The following is a 23,941-nucleotide window of genomic DNA, read 5'->3' as shown; positions in this document are numbered from 1 at the left end:
AGGAGGAGTGCCGTATTCCGGTATCGAGTTCTGGGAGGAGGAGTGAACTCGATGACCAAGTTTTAACCGGCGGCTCATTTTACAACAACGGTCAATAATGCATGTCAGTTATGCAAATTCGACAATGCTCAAGAAACAGGCAGTCGCCAAAAATGCACAAGCGCCCGCAAAACGGGCGCTTGTCTGAGCTGTTTTATCTTTTGATAACAGAAACTTACAGGAACTGCGCGATCAGCGGTGCAGCCAGCACATTAACCAGTCCAACCAGCACCATGACGAGACCCGCGATGGAACCTTCCTCGCTGCCGATCTGGTGGGCTTTCGCCACGCCAGCGCCATGTGCGCCCATGCCGAACAGTGCGCCGCGCGCCAGCGCCGAACGCAGCGGCAGCCAGTTGAGCATCATTTCGCCGAGCGCCGCACCGAAAACGCCAGTCAGCACCACGAAAATGGCGGTCAGGTCCGGCGTGCCGCCAATGTCGCCCGAAACAGTCATCGCAAAAGGTGTGCTCATCGAACGCGGCATCAAGCTGAGGCTGATCGCCTCGTTGAGACCGAGCAGATGCGCCAGCCCCCAGGCTGAAGCCATGGCCGACGAACTGCCGACCAGCACACCGGCCAGAAGAACCGGCCAGTACCGGCGGATCGTCGCGCGCTGCTGATAGATGGGAATTGCGAAGGCAACCGTTGCAGGGCCCAGCAGAGCCACCAGCCAATGCGTGGCGCCGAAATAGCCGCGATAGTTCTCGTTGAGCGCGACAACCAGCCCCATCAGCAGAAGCGGCGTGACGGCCAATGGCGTCAACCACCACATGGGAAAGCGGCGATAAACGCGCTTTGCCGCAAGATAAAGCAGGATCGTGGCCGCCGACCAGAACAGCGTTGCCACGAAGGGGTTACTTGGCAGCATAACGAAGGCTCCAGCGATAGCAGAGGTCTACCGTCAATGCGGTGACGCTCATCACCGTCAGCGTGCCGAGCAGGATGACAGCCATGATCTTCAGGCCGAGCACGCCGATCAGTTCGCGGTGCTCAAGGATCGCCAGAACGGCGGGCACAAAGAACAGCAGCATCTCGGCGAGAAACCATTCCGCGCCGCGCTTCATGCTGAACAGGCTGACACGACCGCTCAACAAAAGCGCCAGCACCAGTCCCATGCCGATGATACCGCCCGGCAGAGGCAGGCCGACCACGCGGACGAAAGCTTCACCCGCCAGCCAGAAGCCGACCAGCGTCGCAATCTGCATCATGCGGCTGTGGTGCAGCGCATAGCGGAAGCGGACAGCAAGAGTATGAGCATTTCTGGAGGCGTTCATGGGCTTCTTCCCGGGCCGTTGCCCGTTTGCATTCGGTCTGTTGTTGAGGATCAATATAGGCTGTCTTGGCTTATTCTAGAAATGAATTGATTTCATTGCAGCTATTCCGATATAGAATAGCTGCAATGAACTTGAGAGGCTTTCAGGCATTTGTAGAGGTGGTGCGCCAGGGCGGGTTTTCCGCCGCGGCCAGAGCCATTCACGCGACCCAGTCCACGGTCAGCAAAGCGGTGAAGCAGCTGGAGGAAGAGCTGGGCCTTGCCCTGCTCGACCGCGACGCCGCCCCGCCGCGCCTGACTGCGGCGGGCGACATTGTTTATCGCCGCGCCCTGGCCATGCTGGCCGAGAAAGACGATCTGCTGGCAGAGCTTGGCGAATTGCGTGGCCTGAAACGCGGCCTCCTGCGTCTCGGACTGCCGCCCATCGGCTCCAGTGTGCTGTTTGCGCCGGTCTTCGCCGCCTATACCAAGCTTCATCCGGATATCGACATTCAGCTGGTCGAGCACGGCAGCCGCCGTCTGGAGGAGCTGCTGCTGGCGGGCGATGTCGAGCTTGCAGCCTCGCTTCTGCCGGTCGAAGACAGTTTCGAGTGGCAGGATGTGCGCTGCGAACCTGTCGTGGCCCTGCTCCCCGCAACCCATGAGGCAGCTTCCGGCGACGGCGTCACGCTGGACCAGATCGCAGGCTCGCCCTTCATTCTTTTTGAAAGCGGCTTCGCACTCAATCATATCATCCTCGATGCCTGCCAGCAGCATGGCTTTGCCCCGAATGTCGCGGTCCGCTCCAGCCAGATCGATTTCATCGTCGAACTGGTGGCGGCGGGCATGGGCGTCGGCTTTTTGCCCCTGATGATCGCCGAGCAACGCCATCATTCCGGCGTCCGCATTCAGAAAATCACCGATGCGGACATGAACTGGAACATGGCTCTGATCTGGCGCAAAGGCGCGTTTCTGTCCCATGCAGCGCGGGCCTGGCTGACGCTTGCTAGTGGATTGAATTTGACGTTTGAATCCCGGCTGACATAGATGCTGTTTCAAACGTCAAATTCGAAAAATCCACTAGTTGCATATATTCCCTAGTGGTCTTTTTGATTCCAACATTTGCTCAGCGCTTGAACCGAGGGATGCAAATGTTGGAATCAGACCACTAGTAGTGGAACTTCAAAAAAACCTTGAAGCGCGCGAACCAGCGCCTATCTCAAATAGACACCTACGCTACGCGCCATCCGGCGGCGTTCCGTCTTGACGCTTATGAGCTAAGAAGGAGGCTATGATGGAAGGTCAGGTTATATTCTACAAAGGCGACAGGATCCTTTACCGGCATCATATCGAAGTGCAGGACGACGATTATTCCAAGGGCGTCAATGACGCCTTGATCGCCTTCCAGCGCAACTATGCCGGCTTCGACCTTGCGGGCGACGATATTCACGTCCGCTTCAAGAAGCCCGGAGATGTTTAACGGCTGACTTAATCAATCGCGATTGGAGCGCGCGTCCGGTATAGCGCCGAACGCGTGCGGCTCCTTCTGTCGGCATGATCAGGCGGCTGCGTAGGCAGCTTCGCGCGCCACACGGCGAATGTCGTTGCGGCTGAGGCCGAGATCGCTCAGTTCGCGGTCGCTGCAGCTTTCAAGCTCGCGCAGGTTTTCGCAGTACTGCATCCAGCGATTGAATTGGGTACGAAGATTGATTGGAAGGCTCATGGCGATATTCCCCTTGTTTTTATCTTCCTCCCATTGATGAGCTTCCGCTTTTCCCGTTTCATTGAGAAGTGCAGTTACTGCATGGCTGCAATGTGATTGGCGAAATCCTACAAATTTAGCTCAAATAATTTTTCTTCTAATTTAGGTTGCTCTTTTAAAGTGAAACTTTTCCGGTTAGACGGGAGGTCGAGTGCCTTCTAAAGTCGATGCAAACCGGTAAGAATGAAAAAAACTCTCATTATAGTCGGTAACGCTCCCCTGCCTCGCGACCTGTCGCGCGAGGTTGATGCGGCAGATTTTGTGGTTCGTTTCAACGAGCCCAAACAGTCCATCGGCATGAGTGGCACGCGCACCGACCTTCTGATTCTGGCAACCTCCAGCAAGCCGATGCAGCGCCGCCTGCGCGATCCGGGTTTTGTGCAAACGCCGACATTCAAGGCCGCGAAGGAAGTCATGCTCGCCTATCATCCGAGCATCATGCGCCTTTACCACCCCAAGCCGAACATTCTCTCCCGCCTCAAGGGACGGCGTTCCGACTGGACCGTCGAGACCATCGAGGTCGTGGGCGGCGCGGGCAAGGAAATCCGCCTCATGCCGCCGCAATTCTACATCGACGGCTGCAAGGAGCTGGGCGTCGACGAAGGGAACTTGAGCAAGGTTTTTCCGAGCACCGGCTTTTTCGGCATCTGGCACATGCTGGGCGAATGCCCTGCCGAAAACTGGGACGTAAAGCTGTGCGGTTTCACCTGGGAAGGCTGGAAACGACACACATGGGGCGACGAACGCAGTTGGGTCGAAAGACAAGTGGCTACCGGACGCATCAGTATCATCGAATAACCCGATCCTCTCGGGTCTTGGCAGCAGATCTCGTTAAAGGAGTATTTGAATGACTGAACCGTTACGCATCTTTATTGGTTGGGATTCCCGCGAACCGATCGCATATGAAGTCGCCAAGGCCTCGGCGCTGAAGCATTCTTCCATTCCGCTCGAGATTGTGCCGATCAAGCTGCAGGATCTGGTTGATCAGGGCGTCTATACGCGCGACATCGATCCGCTGGCCTCCACGGAATTCACCTATTCTCGCTTCTTCACCCCATGGCTTGCGGGCTATAAGGGCTGGGCGCTGTTCTGCGATTGCGACTTCCTGTTTCTCGGCGATATTGCCGGATTGCAGGCCTATAACGACCCTTCCAAGGCGGTTTATTGCGTTCAGCACGACTATCAGCCGAAAGACAGCGTCAAGATGGACGGCAAGGTGCAGACCACCTATCCGCGCAAGAACTGGTCGTCCTGCATGTTGTTCAACTGCGAGCATCCTTCGACGCGCCAGCTGACGCCGGAGCTCATCAACCGCGAAACGGGCGCTTTCCTGCATCGCATGCAATGGGCTGCCGACGATGAAATCGGCGCGCTGCCGACCGAATATAACTGGCTTGAAGGCTGGAACGACAAGCCGGAACATGGCCTGCCCAAAGTCGTGCATTACACAAGCGGCGGCCCGTGGTTCAAGGACTGGCAGAATGTCGATTATGCCGATCTCTGGCGCGCCGAGGCCGACATTGTGGAACCGGGCTGGAAGCCGATCTGACCGCCAGCCTGATCGGGCGAAAAATCCTGGAGCTTTTTAACCGGCTCCACGCTACATAGATGCCATGAACGAAACACGTCATGAATCTCCAGCGCAGGGCGGATCAGAACAGTCCGCAGCGCCGCAAAAGCCAGACGGCCCCAAAAGGGCCGGCTCCGTGGTTTTAGATGACGGCCCGAAAAGGGCCGTCAAGGCCTTCATCATCCATCTGAAGCGGGCGAGTGATCGCCAGCCGCAGGTGGCGCAGCTCATCGAAAGCCTGCCCATGCGGGCGGACGTGGTCGACGCCATTGACGGGCGCGTGCTCGATGAAGACACCATCCAGCGCGTCTATCGCCGCTCGGTGCACAAGCCGCGCTACCCCTTTCCGCTCAGCACCAATGAGGTTGCCTGTTTTCTGTCGCATCGCAAGGCGTGGCAAGCCATTGTCGATCAGAAGATTGATGCCGGTTTGGTGCTTGAAGACGATGTTGAGCTGACGCCGGAATTCGCAGCCGCTTTTCAGGCCGCGCTGCAGCTCGTCGACCATGACAGTTTCATCCGTTTCCCCTTCCGCGAACGGGAAACAGGTCGGGAAGTGCTGAATATCGACGGCGTCCGTGTTATCCTGCCTGTACCGGTTGGCCTTGGCATGGTTGCCCAGCTTGTCGGGCGCGAGGCTGCCAGACGGCTGCTGGCCGCGACCGAGACCTTTGACCGACCGGTGGACACCACAGCGCAAATGAACTGGGTGACGGGGCTGAAGCCGCTTTCCGTCCTGCCCGGCGGTGTGCGCGAGGTGTCGGTCCGGCTGGGCGGCAGCACTATCCAGAAGTCCCGTTCGCTGCCTGACAAGCTGAAGCGGGAAATCCTGCGTCCGCTCTATCGCTGGAAGATCAAATCCCGTTCACGCAAGGGTTAAAGCGCTGTCATTTGAGATAGAACTGCCCTAGCTATTTAAATCACGCATTTCGCGACCGGCGAAACCACACAGCGTTGCTGGAATATTCTCGTGAGGATTGCCTTGTCAGTTCCGATTCTTCTGTATCACCAGATCGATGTTCCGCCCCGGCACAAGGCGCCTTTTCGCAGCATGACCGTGCATCCCGACCGCTTTCGCAGCCAGATGACCTGGCTCAAGCGCCTCGGTTATCAGGGATTGTCGTTCAAGGATGCGCTGCCCTACATCTATGGCGGCAAAAAAGGCAAAGTCGCGGTCATCACCTTTGATGACGGCTTTGAGAATGTCTTTCGCAATGCGCTGCCTGTGTTGCAGGAGCTTGGCTTTACCGCCACGAATTATTTCGTCGCGAACCAGATCGGCGGCTTCAATCTCTGGGATCAGAAAATCGGCGTGGCGCGGGCCAATTGCATGAGCACCGCTGAAATGCGGGAATGGGCCGCGCTCGGTCACGAGGTGGGGTCCCACACACTCGACCACATCAATCTGCGCGAGGCCAGCGATGCGGAGGCCGAGATACAAATCCGGCAATCGCGCGAGAAAATCGAAGATCTGCTTGGTCAGGAAGTCATCTCATTCGCCTATCCCTATGGCGGCGAGAATGCCAGAACGCGCAAGATCGTCGAGCAGGCTGGCTATAAATATGCCACCACGACGGAAAGACGCCGTGCAAAATCCACGGACGACCCGTTCGGTATTCCGCGCCTGACGATCCGGCGTAACGATATATGGCTACAGTTCCTGCGGAAGATCGTCATAGCCTGAACGGGCGATTTCAGCTCGCTTTTGCTGGCTCCATCCGGCTCGGCTTTGGCAGGTTTTGCAAATCCACCATGAAACCGCGTTCGACCAGACATTCCGGTCCCGTATATTGAACGGAGCCGGAATAGACCAGCGACAGGTCATCGGAAAACTGGTCGCTGCCGACGATGGCCTTGTAATGCTCCGATCCGCCTGCGTGGCTTCCCTCCGACGCTATCCGCTGAAATTCTTCGACCGAGCGCGACGAAAACCGGTAGTGCAACAGCGCGCCAGTGACGGGCAGATAGTTGCGGAAGCAAGGGCCCGGTCCGTGAATGCTGCCCCGGCGGTAATCGGTCTTGCGGTCCACCCAGATCAGCGGAAACTTGGACAGGCGCATGCTGCGCCCGAACAGACGCTGGCGCGGGCCGCCGCGCACGGCGACACCGAAGCGCTCCTGCCGGACCGTATAGCCGTCGCCATCGAAATGCGATGACACTTCAAACGGATATTTCGTTCCGTCATCGACAAATACGCCATCGCGCAAAAGACCGGCAGGATACATGTCGATCATCGGCGCCAGACAGCGCCGGATTCCTCTCGCTTCCAGTTCCTGAATGAAATCGCGCAGACTGCGCTGTTCCATGCGCGGAAAGACGAAGAATTCGTCGGCATCCACCGAAAGATACCAACGGCGGCGACCGTAAATATTGAATATCGCGTCGCGCCAGACGCGCCCGCGATTGGCCTCCGCATAGCGAACATCGGAAACGAAAAGATCGACATCCGCAGCATTCGCAAGAATTTCCGCCGTCCCGTCATCCGATTTATCGTCCACGACGATGAAACGTGTGACGCCCAGCGCACGATAATATCGCAGGAACGAATTCAGATAAGCGGCGGCATTGCGCACCACGCAGATCAGCGGCAGATCGTCCGGCAGCAAAGCGGCAAAACTCCCGGACGATGCGATCAGATTTGCCTTGCCACGCCTCTTGGGCACCGACAGCCGCGCATGACGCCAGCGCAGCTTGAATTGTTCTGCCGACGAGGCTCGCCAATAGGCGGCCCAATCCGTTTCGTTTGACGCTGGATAGTGCATGGGCGGCAAAACAGACTTCATACGGGGGATGTCTTTCAGGGGATGCTAATTAAGCCACATATTGGTGTTATTTGCTGGCAAATCCATGCCCGCAAGAATCACGCTGTGTTATGTCCCGACAAGAATGCGTGAACGCCGATATCTGTTCTTTTGGCTGCATTGGCTTGATCTCAATCAATGCTGCTTCAATAAAACGTGGCAAATTGCCCGCAACCGCGCCATGGACGCCAAAGGCCAAAAGCGCTAGTTAAGGCAAAGACAAGCGCATCGGCCTAAAAATCGGGAGCGATTTTTCGGAAACACGATGCGTCGAATCAAATAGTTAGAGCGAGTTTTGTGCGTCCGGAAGGTCGCGCTGCCCTCTAAGGAGCGCATGATGGATTATCGCCGGTTTTTCGAAGAAGCGATTGATCAGTTACACGCCGAGAAGCGTTACCGCGTTTTCGCCGACCTTGAACGCATCGTCGGACGTTTCCCCCGCGCAATCTGGCGTAACAATGGCACAGCCCGTGAAATCACCGTCTGGTGTTCCAACGATTATCTCGGCATGGGGCACCATCCCGACGTGATCAAGGCCATGTGCGACACCGCAAGCAATGCCGGTTCCGGCGCTGGCGGCACGCGCAACATTTCCGGCAACAACCATCCGCTGGTTGAGCTGGAAGCCGAACTGGCTGATCTGCACGGCAAGGAAGCCGGTCTGGTTTTCACCTCCGGTTTCATTTCCAACGAAGCCTCGATCTCGACCATTGCGCGCCTGTTGCCAAACTGCCTGATCCTGTCCGACGAGCTGAATCATGCCTCGATGATCGAAGGTGTGCGCCGTTCGGGCGCGGAGAAGAAGATTTTCCGTCACAATGACGTCGAGCATCTGGAACAGTTGTTGAAGGCCGCCGATCCGGCGCGCGCCAAGCTGATCGTGTTCGAATCCGTCTATTCGATGGATGGCGATATTGCGCCGATCGAGAAGATCGCCGATCTGGCCGACAAGTATAATGCCATGACCTATATCGATGAAGTTCATGCCGTTGGCATGTACGGCACGCGCGGCGGCGGCATCACGGACCGTGATGGTCTGGCGCATCGTATCGACATTATCGAAGGCACGCTTGCCAAGGCTTTCGGTGCGCTGGGCGGCTATATCACCGGCTCACGCGCCATTATCGACGCTGTTCGTTCCTACGCGCCGGGCTTCATCTTCACGACTGCGCTTCCGCCATCAGTAGCAGCGGCTGCAACGGCTTCGATCCGCCATCTCAAGGCATCACAGGTCGAACGCGACGGCCAGCAGCGTCAGGCGCAGCAGGCCAAGGACGTGCTTTCGGCAGCGGGCCTGCCCGTCATGCCTTCGGACACGCATATCGTGCCCGTGCTGGTTGGCGATCCAGAGCTTTGCAAGAAGGCCAGCGACCGGCTGCTCGATGTGCATGGCATCTATATTCAGCCGATCAATTACCCGACGGTACCACGCGGCACCGAACGCCTGCGGATCACGCCGTCGCCGCTGCATGACGATGCGCTGATCGACGGGCTGAAGGTTGCGCTGCTGGAAGTCTGGAACGCACTCGGCATTCCCTTTGCCGAAAACGACGCCCCGCAGGCAGCCAGCTCCGATCGCGTCGTGCCGCTGATGGTTTCCAAAGCCGGTGGATAAGCGCTTCGCAAAGCACTGAATGAAAAAAGGCCGGTTTTCACCGGCCTTTTATTTTAGATTAAAGCTGCTCGATCCATTTCACGAGCCGGGCTGCGGCCTCGTCGATCTGATGTGGCGCACGACCGAAGCAAAGGCGGAAGAACGCCTCACCGCCCTGTCCGAAGGCGCTGCCCGGTGCGAGACCCACATTGGCCCGGTCGATCATATCGATGGCCGCCTTGACGGAATCCGTCACGCCTTCAACGCCGAAGAACAGGTAAAATGCTCCTTGCGGCGGCGTGAGGCGCACCTTGCCGGTTGCCTGCAAGGCCGAGCACAGTCTGTCGCGGGTAGCGCGGGCGCGCTCTACCTGCATGGCGATAAAGGGTTCGCCCTGATCGAGCGCTGCGACGGCGCCGCGCTGCATGAACGGCGCCACGCCGGAATTGGAATACTGGATCATGTTTTCGATCACTGGACCGACTGAAGGATGCACCGTCATCCAGCCCACGCGCCAGCCGGTCATGGCCCAGTTCTTGGAGAAGGAATTGACGAAGATGATGCGGTCGTCGGGCTCCATGATTTCCATGAAGGACGGGGCGTGACCGCCGCCATAATAGAAATGCGTATAGATCTCGTCGGCGATGATCCAGAGCCCATGCTTGCGCGCCAGATCGAGGATGAAACGCAGCGTCTCGCGGTCGGCGGTCCAGCCGGTCGGGTTGGACGGCGTGTTGACGAACAGCGCGCGGGTGCGCGGCGTGATGGCGGCAGCGATTTTCTCCGGGTCAAGCACCCAGCCATTCGCGCCGAACTCCAGTTCGACTGCAACCGGCACTGCGCCAGCAAGGCCAGCCGCACCAACGAAATTCGGCCAGGCTGGCGACAGATAAATCGCTTCTTCGCCTGCACCCACCGTCGCCGTCAGCGCCATTTCGATAGCGTGCATGCCCGAACCGGTGACATAGAAATTTTCAGGTTGCAGGGGCAGCGGGAAATGACGCGCATGATAACGAGCCAGCGCCTCGCGCAGTTCAGGAATACCGGCCTGCCAGGTATAGAAGGTCTCACCGTCAGTGATGCTCTTCTGCGCCGCATCGCGGATGAAATCCGGCGTCGGCAGATCGCCCTCGCCAACCCACAACGGAATGAGACCCTCGCGGCCCCGGCCATGATTGGCAACGGCGACAATGCCGCTTTCTGGCGCTTGTGCTGCTTCGCGGCGAAGACTGGCTAAAAGTGTCATGATGATCCTGCGCTGCTTGGTATGTGTATATCGGCCTTAGCAAGCCGCGAGCACAAAATCACTCGGCATTTTGTGATGATCCGATCATCGGGATTGATGAATGCCAAAAAGAAAACGGAGCCTTTGCAGGCTCCGCTTTGCATTCCAAAGGAAAATCCAGATCAGGCCTTCTTGGCAAGCAGATCGCGAATTTCCGTCAGCAGGACTTCTTCGCGCGGTGCTTCCGGCTCAGGCTTCGCTTCTTCCTTCTTCTTCATACGGTTCATGCCCTTGACGACGAGGAACAGAACCCAGGCGATGATCAGGAAATTGATCAGCAGGGTGACGAAGTTACCGTAAGCAACGGTTGCACCGGCTTCGCGGGCGGCGGCCAACGTAGTCTTCGGCTCACCAGCAAGCTGGATGAACATGTTCGAGAAGTCGATACCGCCGGTAACCAGACCGATGATCGGCATGATGATATCGTTGACGATGGAATTGACGAGGCCACCGAAGGCGCCGCCGATGATCACACCGATGGCCAGATCGACCATATTGCCCTTGAGAGCGAATTCCCTGAATTCTTTCAACATTAGCCTGTCTCCCTCACGAGTGCGACTGCATAACCGGGCCGTCGTTGCTGCGGTGCGCTCGTCGAATTAATATGGCGTCAGATCGCTCCGACGGTGAATGATAGGACCGCTCCTGACAGGGGGAGGCTCGAAGAACGGTTCTATCAAATTGTATTTGGTTTAGTTTGTATTCGAAAATATTCAAAGAAAAGATAAACATGGATATTGACGGGTAAAACATCCGGTTTTCCATCAATATTCTTGCGTGCCTGACGTGAAAGTGCTTGCGTCAAGCAGACTTGAAGAACTGGGAGAGGAATAAAACCGCCTATGCAAGGCTGGGGAATCATCGGCGCTGCCTTCTTGTACCTGCTGCTTCTCTTTGCTGTCGCCAGTATCGGTGATCGCAGATCGTCGCGCTGGAACAGTGCGCCACGTCCCTATGTCTATGCGCTGAGCCTTGCGGTCTATTGTACGTCCTGGACCTTCTTCGGCTCCGTCGGCTTGTCCGCACAGCGCGGGCTGGAATTTCTCGGCATCTATATCGGGCCTATCCTGGTGTTCACGCTCGGCAACCGGCTGCTGCGCCATATCGTGCGGCTGGCCAAGGCGGAGCGCATCACCTCCATCGCCGATTTTCTGGCTGCGCGGTACGGCAAAAGTTTCGGCGTGGCATCGCTTGCCACCTGCATCGCCGCCGTGGGATCGATCCCCTATATCGCCCTGCAGCTGAAGGCAGTGGCGGGCAGCGTCGGGCTGGTGATGGACCATTATGGCCGCACCGTCGCCCCGCCGGCCTTCATCTTCGGCGATATTTCACTGGCCGTCGCCGCCGTGCTTGCCGTTTTCGCGATCCTGTTCGGCACGCGCCATACGGATGCGACCGAGCACCAGAACGGGCTGATCCTCGCTATTGCGGTGGAATCCGTCATCAAGCTCTGCGCGTTCCTGACGGTCGGCCTCGCCTGCACCTTCTTCCTGTTCGGCTCGCCTTCGCAGCTCATCAACCAGATTTCGCAATCCACGGATGCGCTGAAGGCGTTTCACTACGAGACCTCCATCGGCACCTGGATTATCCAGACGGCCTTGAGCGCTGCGGCCATCATCATGCTGCCGCGTCAGTTCCACGTCACGGTCGTCGAAAGCCGCAGCGACAAGGAGTTGCGCACCGCATCGTGGCTGTTCCCGGTCTATCTGGTGCTGATCAATATCTTCGTCTTTCCGATTGCGTTGATTGGCGTGATGACGCTCGGCAACACGGTCAGCGGCGACCTTTACGTGCTGGCCCTGCCGCTTGCTGCCGAGGCGCACTGGATGGCGCTCATTGCCTTCCTCGGCGGATTGTCGGCTGCAACCGCCATGGTGATCGTCGCCTGCGTGGCGCTTTCGATCATGATTTCCAACCATCTCGTGCTGCCGCTTTTCATCCGCAGCATGGCCAAGCGCCATCCCGCCGAACAGCCCGACCTCACCAAGGTCATCCTGAACACCCGGCGCGTGACGATCATCGCCATTCTGGCGCTCGCCTTCGCCTATTATCGCTTCACCTCCAACAATATTCATCTGGCCTCGATCGGCTTCGTGTCCTTTGCCGCCATCGCGCAATTTGCTCCGGCCTTCATCGGCGGCCTGTTCTGGCGCAATGCCAACGGGCGCGGCGCGATGCTTGGCCTGTCGGCAGGCTTTCTCGTCTGGGCCTATACGCTGCTGCTGCCCACCATGGCGCCCGAAAACGCCGCCATTTTGCGCGACGGTTTTCTCGGCTTCACGGCGCTGCGCCCCGAAGCGCTGTTCGGCACCGATGCGCTGCCGCTGACCAATGGCGTGATCTGGAGCCTTGCCGCCAATACGCTGTTCTATGTTCTGGGCTCGCTGTCGCGCGCCTCAACGCCGCTGGAGCGCATTCAGGCCAGCATCTTCCTGCCGCGCTATTCCATCGCCGCGCCAACCCTGAAGCGCTTTCGCACGACGGTGACCGTGGCCGAACTGAAAGCCACCATGGCGCGCTATCTCGGCTCCGAGCGCGTCGAGCGTGCATTCCTGCGGTTCGAAGGCCACGAACAGCGCAGGCTGGACCCGGGCATGACGGTGGACACGCCCCTGATCCGCTATGCCGAGCAGTTGCTTGGCACGGCAGTTGGCACGGCTTCGGCGCGGCTTGTGCTGTCGCTGCTTTTGCAACGCAACGACGCTTCCGGGCGGGATGCGCGCCAGCTTCTCGATGACGCCTCCGCTGCCCTGCAACAAAACCGCGACCTGCTGCAGATCGCGCTCGACCAGATGGAACAGGGCATCACGGTTTTCGACAAGGATTTCCGGCTGGCCTTCTGGAACCGCCAGTTCCGCACCCTGCTCAATCTGCCCGACGAGGTGATGCAGGTCGGTATCCCTGTTTCGGAAATCGTCGAGCATCTGACCCGCCGCGAAGATATCGCCTTCAACATGCGCGCCAATGTCATTCATTCGCTGACGGCCAGCCGCAAGCCGTTGCGCATGAAGATGAAATCCACCGACAAGACTCTGGAAATCCAGTCCAATCCAATGCCGGATGGCGGCATCGTCGCGACCTATACCGACATCACCGCCGCCGTTGAAGCCGACCTGATGCGCCAGAAAGCCGCCGAAATGCTGGAACAGCGCGTGGCCGACCGCACGGCGGAGCTGACGCATGTGAACCAGGAGCTGGCGCGTGCGCAGGCTGCTGCCGAAGAGGCCAATCTCGGCAAGACGCGTTTTCTCGCTGCTGCTGGCCACGACATTCTGCAACCGCTCAATGCGGCCCGCCTCTATTCCACCGCGCTGTCGGAAAAACTGGGGCGTTCTGAAACCAGCGAATTTGCCCGCAACATCGATTCCTCGCTGGAGGCGGTCGAGGCTATTCTGGGCATGGTGCTGGATATTTCGCGTCTCGATACCGGATCGCTGAAGCCTGAAGTCTCGGTGTTCCGGCTGGACAGACTGTTGACCCAGATCGCCACCGATTTCACGCCGCTGGCCCGCAAGAAGGATTTGAAGCTGCGCGTGGTGCCGTCGAGCATCGTCGTGAAGACCGACCGCAACATGTTGCGCCGCCTGATCCAGAACCTTGTTTCCAATTCGATCAAATATAGCCGCAGCGGCGGCATGCTGCTTGGCGTCCGGCGGCGCGGCGCTTTTGTGGAGTTGCAGGTGCTCGACACCGGTATCGGTATTCCGCAACACAAGCTGAAACTCGTCTTCCGCGAATTCACCCGCCTTGACGAAGGCATGCGTGAGGCGGAAGGGCTGGGGCTTGGCCTGTCTATCGTCGACCGCATTGCCCGACTGCTGGAATTTCCGCTGTCGGTGCGCTCGGTTCAGGGCAAAGGAACCACATTCACCTTGCGCATCCCGGTTTCAAACGAGCCGGTGCCCGTGGAAGAAACACGGAGCCGTCGCGGCCATGCACGCGCGCTGGAACTGACAGGTCTCGATGTGCTGTGCATCGACAATGATGCCGATATTCTGTCCGGCATGGAAACGCTGCTTTCGGGCTGGGGCTGCAATGTGACCACACTGCGCAGCGGGGCGGCGCTGAGAGCGTTCTGCGTCAATCGCAGCACCGCGCCGGATGTGATCGTCGCAGATTATCATCTGATCCACGAAAACGGGATCGACATGATCGGCTACACACGAGAGCATTTCAAAACGGAAATACCGGCCATATTGCTGACCGCCGACCGGTCCAAGGAAGTGCGCCAGCGCGCAGAAGATGAGAACATCACCTTGCTGAACAAGCCGCTTCGTCCGGCGGCTCTGCGCTCGCTGCTGTCGCATTTCTATCATGCGCGACAGGACAGCACCTCGTCACAGACGGCTGCACAGTAAAACTGGATCAGCTGCTGATCACATCATTGCCAATGCGCGACAGCAGAATGACGGCCTGCGTGCGGCTATCGACGCCAAGCTTCTGCAACACCGCCGAAACATGCGCCTTGACGGTCGCTTCCGACACGCTCAGCTCATAGGCGATCTGCTTGTTGAGAAGACCTTCGGCAAGCATGGTCAAAACACGGGTCTGCTGAGGCGTCAACGTGCGCAGGCGCGCAATCAGCCCTTCGATTTCCGGGTCTTTCGGGTGATCGAGATCGATCCCTTCCGGCGTCCAGATATCGCCCGCCAGCACGGCGCGAACCGCCTCGCCGATGGTTTCCATGCTGGCTGATTTGGAAATGAAGCCCGATGCGCCCAGTTCCACCGCATGATGGATGGTGGCGGCGTCATCCGTGGCGGACACGATTACCACCGGCAGCGCCGGTTGCAGCGCCTTCAGCGCGACCAGTCCGGAGAGGCCTGCGCCGCCGGGCATGGTCAGATCGAGCAGCAGAAGGTCGATATCGTCGCGTTCGGCAACCAGTTTCCTGACAGCATCGAAATCGCCAACTTCGACAATCTCCACGTTTTCGGATTGCCCCGACAGAACCTGTCTCAATGCGCCGCGGAAAAGCGGGTGATCGTCAGCGATGATAAAGTGCATGTGCCTCGCGCGCCAATTTCAAGTGGTTCCTCCCCGTGCGGTGCATCCAATGCGACGCCTCAGTGTCTGAATCAAAAAGGGTCAGGCCGTGGCGAAAATGGTGATTTCGAGAACCGGAGCTTGAGCCGTACATTTGGGTACGTGAGCACCGGAAGCGGAGAAATTGCCATTTGCAGACCGGCATGGCCACTTTTGGAACAGACACTAAGTTTTTATGCCTATTTTTATCCTGAGCAACCAAAAATCACGTTGCTAACGTGTTTTCGCATTTCTCATTGCCGCCATGTGGCCGCATTGTGTGGTAGGGTTGCGCCGGAAATTAAAAACGCAGGCCCCGCCAGACACGTGAGCAGAGGGCGGGAACCAGAAGGCATTCCATGACGCGCAATACGCTTTATCCCGAGATTGAACCCTTCAAGGAAGAGATGCTGCAGGTGTCACCGCTGCATCGCATCCATGTTGAGCAGTGCGGCAACCCGGATGGCAAGCCGGTGATCATGATTCACGGCGGCCCCGGCGGCGGCATCACGCCCGCCATGCGCCGCCTGCACGATCCGGAGCGCTACCGCATCATCCTGTTCGACCAGCGCGGTTGCGGTCGCTCCACACCGCATGCCGAATTGCGCGAAAACACCACCTGGGATCTGGTGGCTGATATGGAGCATATCCGCGCGCATCTCGGCATCGACAAATGGCAGGTCTTCGGCGGCTCCTGGGGTTCGACACTTGGCCTTGCTTATGCCCAGACCCACCCGGAGCGTGTGTCGGAAGCGGTGCTGCGCGGCATTTTCATGCTGCGCCGGTTCGAAATCGACTGGATGTACACCAACGGCGCCAGCATCATTTTCCCGGATCACTTCGAAGCTTATCAGGAGCATATCCCGGAAGCCGAGCGCGGCGACATGATTGCCGCCTATTACAAGCGCCTGACGGATCGCGACCCGAAAGTACAGCTGGAAGCCGCCCGTCGCTGGGCGCGCTGGGAAGGCTCGGTGATTTCGCTTCTGCCCGACCCATCGCGCGTGGATGCCTTCGGCGCGGATGAATATGCAATCGCCTTTGCGCGCATCGAATGCCACTATTTCCAGAATCGCGGCTTCCTCGATTCCGACGACCAGCTTTTGCGCAATGTTGAGCGTATCCGGCATATTCCGGGCGTGATCGTGCATGGCCGCTACGATATCTGCACGCCATTCATCAATGCATGGCAGCTCAAGAAACTGTGGCCGGAAGCCGATCTGAAGATCGTTGAGGATAGCGGCCACGCCGTGACCGAGCCGGGCATCGTGCATGAGCTGATCGAAGCAACAAAGCGCTTCGCAGCCTAAACCACACACAGAAAAGGCGCCATCCGGCGCCTTTTTGCTATTCCAACTCTGATCAGGTGCGCCCGCCGGGCGGTGTTGGCGTTGTTTCGGCGGGCTTTTCCGGCTCACTGTCGAAGCTTTTGGCGATATCCATAAAGCGGCGCATGAAGCGCTCCATATAGCTCATGGATTGTTCGAATTCCTGTTCGCTCGGCAGGCCCGATGCCGTGTTGCCGCTGCCGCCCTTCTGATCGATGGCGGCCAGCCGGTCTTCGAGACCTTTCACCCGGTCCTGCAAATCCGCCAGATCGTTTTCATAAGCCTCGCGATCTTCCGTTGCCATCTTGCAGACCATCTGGCCCTGCGACTGTTCGGTGCAAACCGAAATCGCGCCTGTCTTGGTATCGAGGCGCACATAGCCGGTTTCGGTCTGCTCCAGACGATAGCGGCCGGTTTCCTGCGCGACTGCTCCTGACGCAGCCAATACCGGCGCGACCAGCGCCACCGCCGCCAGACCGCGGATGACGGGACGCGCAGCAAAAAAGGTGTTTTTGTTCGACATAATCCGATCTCCCTTTGGCTTCCTGTCATCATATGGGAGCTTTGCGACGAAAATCGAACACCTGAAGCGGTTCCAGTTAAGAACGAAATCATGCAAACCGCTTCAGGTGTTTGCTTTTTCGCATTCTCCCACGCAAAACCGCTTCGCACTTTTGCTGGAAATGCTTTGGGTCTTTGATTTCCTGACAATTTCGGTCTAGAGGACACGCATGACCAAGATCATCTACAAGATCGCCCCGCGCGACCTCTGGGCGCAAGCGGAAAAGGCGGGAAGCTTTACGGGCGCGCCGGTTGATATTGCCGATGGCTATATCCATTTCTCTACTGCAACACAGGTGCGCGAAACGGCTGCAAAGCATTTCGCAAACCAGAACAACTTGGTTCTTGTGAGCGTGGACGCGACCCGTCTTGGTGAAAACCTTAAATATGAGGCCTCGCGCGGCGACGCGCTTTTCCCTCATCTCTATGCGGACCTGCCGCTTGACGCGGTCGTGGCTGTCGAGCCCCTGCCGCTCGATGACGACGGACTACATATTTTCCCGGAGCTGAAAGACGAATGAGCGGACTTTTTGAAACTCTCGGCCGACGCGCCCTCTTCTCTTTCGACGCCGAACAGGCGCACGGCCTGTCCATTGCCGGGCTGAAAACCGGGCTCGTAAGCTGCAATGCGCCGGGCGACCCCGCTCTGTCAGTCAAGGTTGCGGGCTTGCAGTTTCCCAATCCGCTCGGCATGGCTGCCGGCTACGACAAGAATGCCGAAGTGCCGGATGCGCTTTTGAAGCTCGGCTTCGGCTTCACCGAGATTGGCACAATCACCCCGCGACCGCAAAGCGGCAATCCGCGTCCGCGCATTTTCCGCCTTGTGGATGACAAGGCCGTCATCAATCGCCTCGGCTTCAATAATGAGGGCCACGAGGCGGCTTTCAAGCGCCTGTCGCAGCGCGCAGGCAAGAGCGGCATTGTCGGTGTCAATATCGGCGCCAACAAGGATGCGGAAGATCGCATCGCCGATTACGTTGCGGGCATTCGCCGGTTCTACCAACTGGCGCGCTATTTCACCGTCAATATTTCCTCGCCCAACACGCCGGGTCTGCGCAATCTTCAGGCGCGCGACAGTTTGCGCGAGCTTTTGAGCCGCGTGCTGGAAGCGCGCAACGAAGAAGGCAGCATGTGCACGCTGAAGCGTCCGGTGTTCCTCAAGATCGCGCCTGATCTGTCCGATGAGGAACTGGACGACATTGCCGCCGAGGCCACCGAACAGAAGCTGGACGGTATCATCGTTTCCAACACCACCCTGTCGCGCACAGGGCTGAAAAGCGCCGAAAACCGTGATGAAACCGGCGGACTTTCCGGTGCACCGCTGTTCGAACGGTCGACCGTGGTTCTTGCCCGCATGCGTGAGCGTGTCGGCCCCGACATGCCCTTGATCGGCGTAGGCGGCATCGACAGCGCGGAAACTGCCCTGACCAAGATCAAGGCCGGAGCAGATCTGGTGCAGCTTTATACAGGTCTCATCTATCGCGGCCCCGGCTTGCCAAGTGATATCCTGCGCGGGTTGTCGGCCGCGGTCAAACGCGAAGGCGTTGCCAATATCGCTGAGCTGCGCGACCGCGACGCAAAAGACTGGGCAGCCCGTCAGCTGCCTGCCTGATTATCTCGTGAATTCCAGCCTGTAACGGCGCGGCAGCATCGCCAGAAGCGTAATGCCGCGCACCGACAGGAACAGATTGAGCGCCAGCCAAAGCCCGTGATTGCCCATCGCGGGCTTTGCCGCATAAAGCACGGCCATAAAGAAGGCCAGCGACAGGAACATCATGTTGCGCATGTCGCGTGACCATGTGGCCCCGATATAGACACCATCCATATGGAAGGCGAGCAGCCCGGTCATGCCGGTCAGTGCTGCCCATGGCAGATATTTGAGCGCCTCGGCATGCACATCCTCGGCCTTGGACAGGAGGCTGATGATCGGATCACCGAAAACCAGAAGCGCGAAGGCGATGATGCTCGCCATCACCAGCCCCCAGACAAAGGTCAGCTTCGCACCGCGCACAAAGGCCGGGCTATAGCGGGCGCCGATGGACCGCCCGACGATCTGTTCGGCGGCAGCGGCCATGCCGTCGAGGAAAAAGCCTGCCACGAGGAAGAAATTCATCAGCACGGCATTGGCCGCAAGTGTCACCGGCCCGAGATCGGAACCAGCACGTGTGAAGAAGGCGAAGGCGGTCAAAAGCAGGAAGGAGCGGATCATGATATCGCGATTGACCGCGAACATGCGCACGATGCCTTCCTTCTGGAAAATGCGCTGGCGGCTCGGGCGCCTGGTGGCGTCCTTGCGGAAATGCCGGACCACCAGAAAAAGGCCGACAATCGCCGCGACAGTTTCGCCGGTGACCGTGGCCCATGCCACGCCCGTCACACCCCAGCCGAGTTCCAGACCGAGGATGATGCAAAGCACAATGTTGATGCCATTGAGCAGAACCTGAAGGCCAAGGCCGAGCAGCCCCTGCCCGCGCCCGAGCACCAGTCCAAGAACGGAGTAATTGATGAGCGCAACCGGGGCCGCCAGCATGCGGATCGACACATAGGTCGCCATGGCTTCCTGGGTTGCGCTTGTCGGATGCATGAAGCTGGAAGCCGCCGCCAGTGTCAGCGGCAGTGTCAGGATCATCAGCACGCCAGCTGCGACAGCGATGATAATGGCGCGCCAGAAGATCGCCTGTTCTTCGACGGCGTCTTCAGCACCCATGGCCTGCGCCACCAGACCGGTGGTGCCGGAGCGCAGGAAATTGAACATGGATAGCAGGAAATCGAAGACCAGCGCGCCGATGGCCAGTCCGCCGATCAGCTCGGCCTTTCCCATCTGGCCGACCACGCCCATATCGACGAGGCCCAGAAGGGGTGTCGTGACGGCGGCAAGTGTCATGGGAATAGCGATCAGCATGACCATGCGATGCGTCACATCGAACGGCCTCGAAACGCTTCCAACGCGCTGCGACTGATCCATAATCAACTATCCCCGAATTCATGCTTGTTGTTCGAGAACGTCTACTCTGGAATCGCTCGAAACTACAGAGAATTCGGCCCATAGATTGTCGCAGCCCCTGACAGCTTTATGTCAGGAGAAAACACCTGTTCAAAGGCCCAGCATCATCGCCCAGTAAATCCGATTGGGCTTGTTTTCCGGCGTAGCCCAGGCAAGGCCGTAATGGCTGAATGTGGGATCGAGCATATTCTTGCGATGACCGGGCGATTTCATCCAGGCGTCAAACACCGCCTCGGTGCTCGACTGGCCGGATGCGACGTTTTCAGCCGCTGGCCCGCGAATGCCCGCCTGACGCAACCGCGCAACAAACCCATTGCCCCAGCCCACGCTGTGGCCGATCTTGCCATAGCTTGCCATGCGCTTCGCCTGAAAAAGCGCGGCCTGTTCCAGCTTGGAGTCGGTCGCCATCATCGAAAGGCCGTTTGCCTTGCGGATGGTGTTGAAAAGCCCGGTGGGATCGCCCGCGCTGACCACATTTGTCGCTGCCTCAACCGCGCCGAACGGCAAAGCGGAGAGCGAAACCGCGCCCCCGGCCAGCACCAGAAAGCCGCGCCGGGAAAGCATAAATCCTTGTTTTTGCTGCATCGTCCGAATGTCTTTATTTGCCGCATTGTCCAACGCAAAACCGCTTCGCACTTTTGCTGGAAATGCTCCTAACCTGCTGCCAATATCTGCTATTTGCGATAGCTGAGGATACGGAGCAAAATAAAGGCAGGGATGACAACGGCAGCGCCCAGAATGAGATAATCCGCAAAACGGGCGACGGCGGAGAAGCCCATATTCCACAGGCGCAGGAAGAAATCGCGAATGCCCCACAGAATGTCATAGGGCGTCCAGTGGAACGCGCTCATGACAACGCCGACCACCAGCGAAATCAGCACCAGCTTGATAATGATGCGAGCAGGCGTATCGCCAAGAAAACGGTTTACACCATCAGACATGCAACTCTCCTGCGTCTCGATTTCCGCCATGCGGACAGATTCATCGCGCAAGACATAGGCTGTGATGATGACATCCGCAAGTTTTGAGCGTCTGAACCTAAAGAGCCTGAATCAAAAAGCGGCATGTGTGTGCGAAAATGGTGATTTTCGAGTACCGGAGCGGAGCCGTACATTTGGGTACGTGAGCACCGGAAGCCTCGCATAATCCTGAAAAGTTGCAGACTTTTCGGATCAGATTATGCGAATGCAAATCTCAAATCGCCATTTGCAGCCACACAGGGCGACTTTTGGAACAGGCTCTATCTTTGCTTACGATAATCGCGCGGCGCCTTCTGCTTCTGGCGCGAGAAGGAACGGTTCATGCTGCGCGTGTCGGTAAAGCCGCTGGCGACGGCCACTTCCAGAAGCGATAATCCTGTTTCGGCCAGCAGTTCCTTTGCCTTCTTGACGCGCAGTTCTTCGCGCACTTCGAAGGCCGTGCGTTCCAGCGCCAGCCGGAAGCCGCGTTCCATCTGTCGTACCGAAATGCCAAGCCTGCGCGCCACGTCGATCATCGGCACCGGGTCTTCCAGCGTTTCCTCGAAAATGCGGATGGCCTTGCGGATCATCGGCGAGCGCACGCCGTTGAAGCTGAGCGCGGGCTGTTCGGAACGGACCAGCTCGTAAGGGATCATCAGGATCGACGCACTCTTGCGCGCCAGTTCCTCGGAGATCTCGTTCTGGATGATCGAGAGAGCCAGCGACGCCGCTCCCAGTCCGCCCGCGCAGGTATAGTGCCGCCCGCTACGGTGAAACAGACTGGTCGTGTCGGCGGTATAGCCGTCGAACAGGTCGAGAAAATCGTCGCGGTGGAACCAGTTCACACAGCAATTGCGGTCTTCGAGCAGGCTGCCCTCGGCAAGCAGGAAAGCGGCGGTGCAAAGCCCCACAACGGTCTTGCCGCGTTTGTCGGCGCGCTTGATGAGATCGATCAATGCCTGCTGGCGCGGCCGATACTGGGCAAGCACCCCGCCGACGACGGCGACATAATCGCATTCGTCGAGTTCGCCGATGGGAGCCGTCGGTTCGATCACCATGCCGGAGCTGGACGCAACCGGATCGCCGGACAGCGTGCAGATTTTCCAGGCGCAACGGATCTGGCGGCTCTTGTCGCGATCATCGGCAGCCAGGCGAAAAGGATCGAGAAACAGGCTCAGCGCCGTCAGCGTAAAACCCGGCAGCGCAACAATGCCAACCGACAGCCTGCGCGGCTGGGCTTCGCCTTGCGCGTTATGTAAATCCGGCTTTCGGCTAGTGTCCAATCCCGTTCCGTTTGCCACGTCAGTCGCTCTCCTCCGCCCTTGTCACATATCTGCGCGGAGTTACTCGTGCCGTCAACGAAAATGCTTGGAAAGCTTCAATTGCTGCGCCTGATAATTGGAACCGAGATCGGTGCCGTAAAGCGCCTTCGGGCGGTTCAGCATATGCTCATAGACAAGGCGACCGACGATCTGGCCATGTTCCAGAATGAACGGCACTTCATGGCTGCGCACCTCGAGAACCGCGCGGCTGCCTGTACCGCCAGCAGCACTATGGCCAAAACCCGGATCGAAGAAGCCCGCATAATGTACGCGGAACTCACCAACGAGCGGATCGAAAGGCGTCATCTCTGCCGCGTAGAGCGGCGGCACATGCACGGCTTCACGCGAGACGAGGATATAGAATTCATCCGGGTCGAGCACCAGTTCGCGCGCGCCGCGATCATAGATCGGCTCCCAGAAATCGAGCACATCATTGGCGGCGCGTTTGTCCACATCGACAACGCCCGTGTGGTGCTTGCCACGATAGCCGATCAGCCTGTCCGGACCGCCGGAAAGATCGACCGAAAGGGCGATGCCGCCGCCGGAAATATTCGGCATTTCAGCAGCCACCAGCGTCTCGGAATGATGCAGCGCGGCGAGTTCCGCCTCATCCAGCTGGGCGCGACCCTTGCGGAAGCGGATCTGCGACAGGCGCGAGCCAGTGCGCGCAACAATCGGGAATGTGCGCGGACTGACTTCCAGATAAAGCGGGCCCTTGTAACCGGCAGGCACCTTGTCAAATTCCTGCGCGCCATCAACAATCACGCGGGTGAAAATGTCGAGGCGACCGGTCGAGCTTTTTGGGTTGGCGGAAGCCGACAGTTCCGGCGACAGCGAAAGGCTTTCCAACAGCGGCACGATATAGACGCAGCCGGTTTCGAGAACTGCGCCTGCGGTCAGGTCGATCTCGTGCAGCTTGAGACGCTCAAGCTTGTCCATGACCGGCGTGCCGGGACCCGGCATGAAGGAGGCGCGAACGCGATAGGCCTTTGCGCCAAGGCGGAGATCGAGGCTCGCAGGCTGGATCTGGTCGGCATCCAGCGGGCGCGGCGAAGCCAGCAAACCGCTTTCGAACAGCGCAGCGATATCCGCATCCGCCAGAATTCCCGCATCTTTTTGCGCCATCGACCTCGTACTCCATAGTCTGAGCAATTCTTCAAAAGACCTTTGACCACTCGAAGGCCCGATGCCAACCCTTCACGCCCGGAGAAACGGGGTTTTCCGCAGGAATCGAAGCCAATCGCAAACCAACAAGGCAGGCTTTTCCGCGAATCTGGTTCTTCTAGCATTGACGACCTTGCGCAACAGGCATAATGAAAATGTGTTCCGTGGTGATTTGGCCGGCCGGCTTGCAGCCACGTTAAAGAATTCGCTAAAAAGGGCCGCGGTTCGTTACCGGCCTTTTGGGCCGGTTTTTTATTGGCCGCCGAGATGCC

General features: G+C 58.5%; 24 protein-coding genes and 1 riboswitch. Of the genes, 11 read left to right on the top strand and 13 right to left on the bottom strand.

Translation table 11 applies throughout. The features are described 5' to 3' along the window. Window positions 1–214: 214 nt before the first annotated feature. Together QBD01_RS03270 and QBD01_RS03265 are read right to left on the bottom strand one after the other, a co-directional pair. A complete protein-coding gene (locus QBD01_RS03270; protein ID WP_182519324.1) occupies window positions 215–910 on the bottom strand; it encodes an LrgB family protein in 696 nt (231 codons plus the stop codon). Further along, window positions 897–1,316, bottom strand: a complete 420-nt coding sequence (locus tag QBD01_RS03265; RefSeq protein ID WP_280991581.1) for a CidA/LrgA family protein — start codon at window positions 1,314–1,316, stop codon at window positions 897–899. Before QBD01_RS03265 ends, QBD01_RS03270 begins: the two co-directional genes overlap by 14 nt. 125 nt (window positions 1,317–1,441) lie before the next feature. Between QBD01_RS03265 and QBD01_RS03260 the strand changes: the two genes are divergently transcribed. Together QBD01_RS03260 and QBD01_RS03255 are read left to right on the top strand one after the other, a co-directional pair. After that, window positions 1,442–2,341 carry a LysR family transcriptional regulator gene (locus tag QBD01_RS03260; protein ID WP_280991580.1) on the top strand — a complete coding sequence of 300 codons (900 nt, stop codon included), beginning with the start codon at window positions 1,442–1,444 and terminating at the stop codon, window positions 2,339–2,341. 247 nt (window positions 2,342–2,588) lie between these two features. Further along, window positions 2,589–2,774: a hypothetical protein gene (locus QBD01_RS03255; RefSeq protein ID WP_109370167.1), complete on the top strand. Its 186-nt coding sequence runs from the start codon at window positions 2,589–2,591 to the stop codon at window positions 2,772–2,774. Between the two features lie 78 nt (window positions 2,775–2,852). Here QBD01_RS03255 and QBD01_RS03250 read toward each other — a convergent pair whose 3' ends face one another. Next, complete coding sequence (locus QBD01_RS03250; protein WP_210261360.1) at window positions 2,853–3,017, bottom strand: DUF1127 domain-containing protein; 165 nt, start codon at window positions 3,015–3,017, stop codon at window positions 2,853–2,855. Between the two features lie 222 nt (window positions 3,018–3,239). On the opposite strand from QBD01_RS03250, the gene QBD01_RS03245 reads away from it, so the two are divergent. From QBD01_RS03245 to QBD01_RS03230, 4 genes are all read left to right on the top strand, one after another. Further along, a complete protein-coding gene (locus tag QBD01_RS03245; RefSeq protein WP_280991579.1) occupies window positions 3,240–3,854 on the top strand; it encodes a hypothetical protein in 615 nt (204 codons plus the stop codon). 49 nt (window positions 3,855–3,903) lie between these two features. After that, window positions 3,904–4,605: a glycosyltransferase gene (locus tag QBD01_RS03240; protein WP_280991578.1), complete on the top strand. Its 702-nt coding sequence runs from the start codon at window positions 3,904–3,906 to the stop codon at window positions 4,603–4,605. 64 nt (window positions 4,606–4,669) lie between these two features. After that, window positions 4,670–5,506 (top strand): glycosyltransferase family 25 protein, encoded by an 837-nt coding sequence (locus QBD01_RS03235; RefSeq protein ID WP_280991577.1) that lies wholly within the window; start codon window positions 4,670–4,672, stop codon window positions 5,504–5,506. Between the two features lie 102 nt (window positions 5,507–5,608). Continuing rightward, window positions 5,609–6,310: a polysaccharide deacetylase family protein gene (locus QBD01_RS03230; RefSeq protein ID WP_280991576.1), complete on the top strand. Its 702-nt coding sequence runs from the start codon at window positions 5,609–5,611 to the stop codon at window positions 6,308–6,310. 10 nt (window positions 6,311–6,320) lie between these two features. Here QBD01_RS03230 and QBD01_RS03225 read toward each other — a convergent pair whose 3' ends face one another. Continuing rightward, complete coding sequence (locus QBD01_RS03225; RefSeq protein ID WP_280991575.1) at window positions 6,321–7,409, bottom strand: glycosyltransferase family 2 protein; 1,089 nt, start codon at window positions 7,407–7,409, stop codon at window positions 6,321–6,323. Between the two features lie 355 nt (window positions 7,410–7,764). Between QBD01_RS03225 and hemA the strand changes: the two genes are divergently transcribed. Then, entirely contained in the window at window positions 7,765–9,042 is a 1,278-nt protein-coding gene (gene hemA / locus QBD01_RS03220) for a 5-aminolevulinate synthase (protein WP_280992097.1), read from the top strand. Between the two features lie 58 nt (window positions 9,043–9,100). Here hemA and QBD01_RS03215 read toward each other — a convergent pair whose 3' ends face one another. Together QBD01_RS03215 and mscL are read right to left on the bottom strand one after the other, a co-directional pair. After that, the gene (locus QBD01_RS03215) at window positions 9,101–10,267 is read right to left on the bottom strand and encodes a pyridoxal phosphate-dependent aminotransferase (RefSeq protein ID WP_280991574.1); all 1,167 of its coding nucleotides are present in this window, start codon (window positions 10,265–10,267) and stop codon (window positions 9,101–9,103) included. Between the two features lie 161 nt (window positions 10,268–10,428). Continuing rightward, window positions 10,429–10,839 (bottom strand): large conductance mechanosensitive channel protein MscL, encoded by a 411-nt coding sequence (mscL, locus tag QBD01_RS03210; RefSeq protein ID WP_280991573.1) that lies wholly within the window; start codon window positions 10,837–10,839, stop codon window positions 10,429–10,431. Between the two features lie 309 nt (window positions 10,840–11,148). Between mscL and QBD01_RS03205 the strand changes: the two genes are divergently transcribed. Beyond that, window positions 11,149–14,664: a PAS domain-containing hybrid sensor histidine kinase/response regulator gene (locus QBD01_RS03205; protein WP_280991572.1), complete on the top strand. Its 3,516-nt coding sequence runs from the start codon at window positions 11,149–11,151 to the stop codon at window positions 14,662–14,664. Between the two features lie 7 nt (window positions 14,665–14,671). Here the strand turns inward: QBD01_RS03205 and QBD01_RS03200 are convergent, their stop codons facing one another. Next, entirely contained in the window at window positions 14,672–15,313 is a 642-nt protein-coding gene (locus QBD01_RS03200) for a response regulator transcription factor (RefSeq protein WP_182519314.1), read from the bottom strand. Between the two features lie 377 nt (window positions 15,314–15,690). Here QBD01_RS03200 and pip point away from each other — a divergent pair, with 377 nt between their 5' ends. Then, window positions 15,691–16,641, top strand: a complete 951-nt coding sequence (pip, locus tag QBD01_RS03195) for a prolyl aminopeptidase (RefSeq protein WP_182519313.1) — start codon at window positions 15,691–15,693, stop codon at window positions 16,639–16,641. A 52-nt stretch (window positions 16,642–16,693) separates the two neighbouring features. On the opposite strand, the gene QBD01_RS03190 is transcribed toward pip, so the two are convergent. Further along, window positions 16,694–17,182, bottom strand: coding sequence for a hypothetical protein (locus QBD01_RS03190; protein WP_280991571.1), 489 nt, complete (start codon window positions 17,180–17,182; stop codon window positions 16,694–16,696). Between the two features lie 208 nt (window positions 17,183–17,390). On the opposite strand from QBD01_RS03190, the gene QBD01_RS03185 reads away from it, so the two are divergent. Together QBD01_RS03185 and QBD01_RS03180 are read left to right on the top strand one after the other, a co-directional pair. Further along, window positions 17,391–17,741, top strand: a complete 351-nt coding sequence (locus QBD01_RS03185) for a DUF952 domain-containing protein (RefSeq protein WP_182519311.1) — start codon at window positions 17,391–17,393, stop codon at window positions 17,739–17,741. Continuing rightward, entirely contained in the window at window positions 17,738–18,832 is a 1,095-nt protein-coding gene (locus tag QBD01_RS03180; RefSeq protein ID WP_280991570.1) for a quinone-dependent dihydroorotate dehydrogenase, read from the top strand. The genes QBD01_RS03185 and QBD01_RS03180 overlap by 4 nt, the downstream gene beginning before the upstream one ends. Here QBD01_RS03180 and QBD01_RS03175 read toward each other — a convergent pair whose 3' ends face one another. The 5 genes from QBD01_RS03175 to QBD01_RS03155 all read right to left on the bottom strand — a co-directional run bounded on the left by QBD01_RS03175 (window position 18,833) and on the right by QBD01_RS03155 (window position 23,630). Beyond that, window positions 18,833–20,185 carry an MATE family efflux transporter gene (locus QBD01_RS03175; RefSeq protein WP_280991569.1) on the bottom strand — a complete coding sequence of 451 codons (1,353 nt, stop codon included), beginning with the start codon at window positions 20,183–20,185 and terminating at the stop codon, window positions 18,833–18,835. A 129-nt stretch (window positions 20,186–20,314) separates the two neighbouring features. Further along, complete coding sequence (locus QBD01_RS03170; RefSeq protein WP_280991568.1) at window positions 20,315–20,809, bottom strand: CAP domain-containing protein; 495 nt, start codon at window positions 20,807–20,809, stop codon at window positions 20,315–20,317. Between the two features lie 89 nt (window positions 20,810–20,898). Then, window positions 20,899–21,165 (bottom strand): DUF6460 domain-containing protein, encoded by a 267-nt coding sequence (locus tag QBD01_RS03165; RefSeq protein ID WP_182519307.1) that lies wholly within the window; start codon window positions 21,163–21,165, stop codon window positions 20,899–20,901. A gap of 299 nt (window positions 21,166–21,464) precedes the next feature. Next, on the bottom strand, window positions 21,465–22,466 hold the full coding sequence (locus tag QBD01_RS03160; protein ID WP_280992096.1) for a GlxA family transcriptional regulator: 1,002 nt from the start codon (window positions 22,464–22,466) through the stop codon (window positions 21,465–21,467). 72 nt (window positions 22,467–22,538) lie between these two features. After that, on the bottom strand, window positions 22,539–23,630 hold the full coding sequence (locus QBD01_RS03155) for a 2'-deoxycytidine 5'-triphosphate deaminase (protein ID WP_280991567.1): 1,092 nt from the start codon (window positions 23,628–23,630) through the stop codon (window positions 22,539–22,541). 193 nt (window positions 23,631–23,823) lie between these two features. Beyond that, window positions 23,824–23,903, top strand: a riboswitch (SAM riboswitch). The last annotated feature ends 38 nt before the right edge of the window (window positions 23,904–23,941 follow it).

Source organism: Ochrobactrum sp. 19YEA23 (assembly GCF_029909865.1).
Classification (GTDB): domain Bacteria; phylum Pseudomonadota; class Alphaproteobacteria; order Rhizobiales; family Rhizobiaceae; genus Brucella; species Brucella gambitense.
The sequence above is the reverse complement of the archived record's forward strand: the minus strand, read 5'-3'. Positions and strand labels throughout refer to the sequence as shown.

What these genes read in the sequence shown, in the direction of transcription:
- QBD01_RS03155 (WP_280991567.1), bottom strand. Translation starts at nt 23,630, where the DNA reads ATGGCGCAAAAAGATGCGGGAATTCTGGCGGATGCGGATATCGCTGCG.
- QBD01_RS03265 (WP_280991581.1), bottom strand. Translation starts at nt 1,316, where the DNA reads ATGAACGCCTCCAGAAATGCTCATACTCTTGCTGTCCGCTTCCGCTAT.
- QBD01_RS03185 (WP_182519311.1), top strand. Translation starts at nt 17,391, where the DNA reads ATGACCAAGATCATCTACAAGATCGCCCCGCGCGACCTCTGGGCGCAA.
- QBD01_RS03235 (WP_280991577.1), top strand. Translation starts at nt 4,670, where the DNA reads ATGAACGAAACACGTCATGAATCTCCAGCGCAGGGCGGATCAGAACAG.
- QBD01_RS03180 (WP_280991570.1), top strand. Translation starts at nt 17,738, where the DNA reads ATGAGCGGACTTTTTGAAACTCTCGGCCGACGCGCCCTCTTCTCTTTC.
- QBD01_RS03240 (WP_280991578.1), top strand. Translation starts at nt 3,904, where the DNA reads ATGACTGAACCGTTACGCATCTTTATTGGTTGGGATTCCCGCGAACCG.
- QBD01_RS03225 (WP_280991575.1), bottom strand. Translation starts at nt 7,409, where the DNA reads ATGAAGTCTGTTTTGCCGCCCATGCACTATCCAGCGTCAAACGAAACG.
- pip (WP_182519313.1), top strand. Translation starts at nt 15,691, where the DNA reads ATGACGCGCAATACGCTTTATCCCGAGATTGAACCCTTCAAGGAAGAG.
- QBD01_RS03190 (WP_280991571.1), bottom strand. Translation starts at nt 17,182, where the DNA reads ATGTCGAACAAAAACACCTTTTTTGCTGCGCGTCCCGTCATCCGCGGT.
- QBD01_RS03175 (WP_280991569.1), bottom strand. Translation starts at nt 20,185, where the DNA reads ATGGATCAGTCGCAGCGCGTTGGAAGCGTTTCGAGGCCGTTCGATGTG.
- QBD01_RS03260 (WP_280991580.1), top strand. Translation starts at nt 1,442, where the DNA reads ATGAACTTGAGAGGCTTTCAGGCATTTGTAGAGGTGGTGCGCCAGGGC.
- QBD01_RS03215 (WP_280991574.1), bottom strand. Translation starts at nt 10,267, where the DNA reads ATGACACTTTTAGCCAGTCTTCGCCGCGAAGCAGCACAAGCGCCAGAA.
- QBD01_RS03250 (WP_210261360.1), bottom strand. Translation starts at nt 3,017, where the DNA reads ATGAGCCTTCCAATCAATCTTCGTACCCAATTCAATCGCTGGATGCAG.
- QBD01_RS03255 (WP_109370167.1), top strand. Translation starts at nt 2,589, where the DNA reads ATGGAAGGTCAGGTTATATTCTACAAAGGCGACAGGATCCTTTACCGG.
- mscL (WP_280991573.1), bottom strand. Translation starts at nt 10,839, where the DNA reads ATGTTGAAAGAATTCAGGGAATTCGCTCTCAAGGGCAATATGGTCGAT.
- hemA (WP_280992097.1), top strand. Translation starts at nt 7,765, where the DNA reads ATGGATTATCGCCGGTTTTTCGAAGAAGCGATTGATCAGTTACACGCC.
- QBD01_RS03205 (WP_280991572.1), top strand. Translation starts at nt 11,149, where the DNA reads ATGCAAGGCTGGGGAATCATCGGCGCTGCCTTCTTGTACCTGCTGCTT.
- QBD01_RS03200 (WP_182519314.1), bottom strand. Translation starts at nt 15,313, where the DNA reads ATGCACTTTATCATCGCTGACGATCACCCGCTTTTCCGCGGCGCATTG.
- QBD01_RS03170 (WP_280991568.1), bottom strand. Translation starts at nt 20,809, where the DNA reads ATGCAGCAAAAACAAGGATTTATGCTTTCCCGGCGCGGCTTTCTGGTG.
- QBD01_RS03270 (WP_182519324.1), bottom strand. Translation starts at nt 910, where the DNA reads ATGCTGCCAAGTAACCCCTTCGTGGCAACGCTGTTCTGGTCGGCGGCC.
- QBD01_RS03245 (WP_280991579.1), top strand. Translation starts at nt 3,240, where the DNA reads ATGAAAAAAACTCTCATTATAGTCGGTAACGCTCCCCTGCCTCGCGAC.
- QBD01_RS03165 (WP_182519307.1), bottom strand. Translation starts at nt 21,165, where the DNA reads ATGTCTGATGGTGTAAACCGTTTTCTTGGCGATACGCCTGCTCGCATC.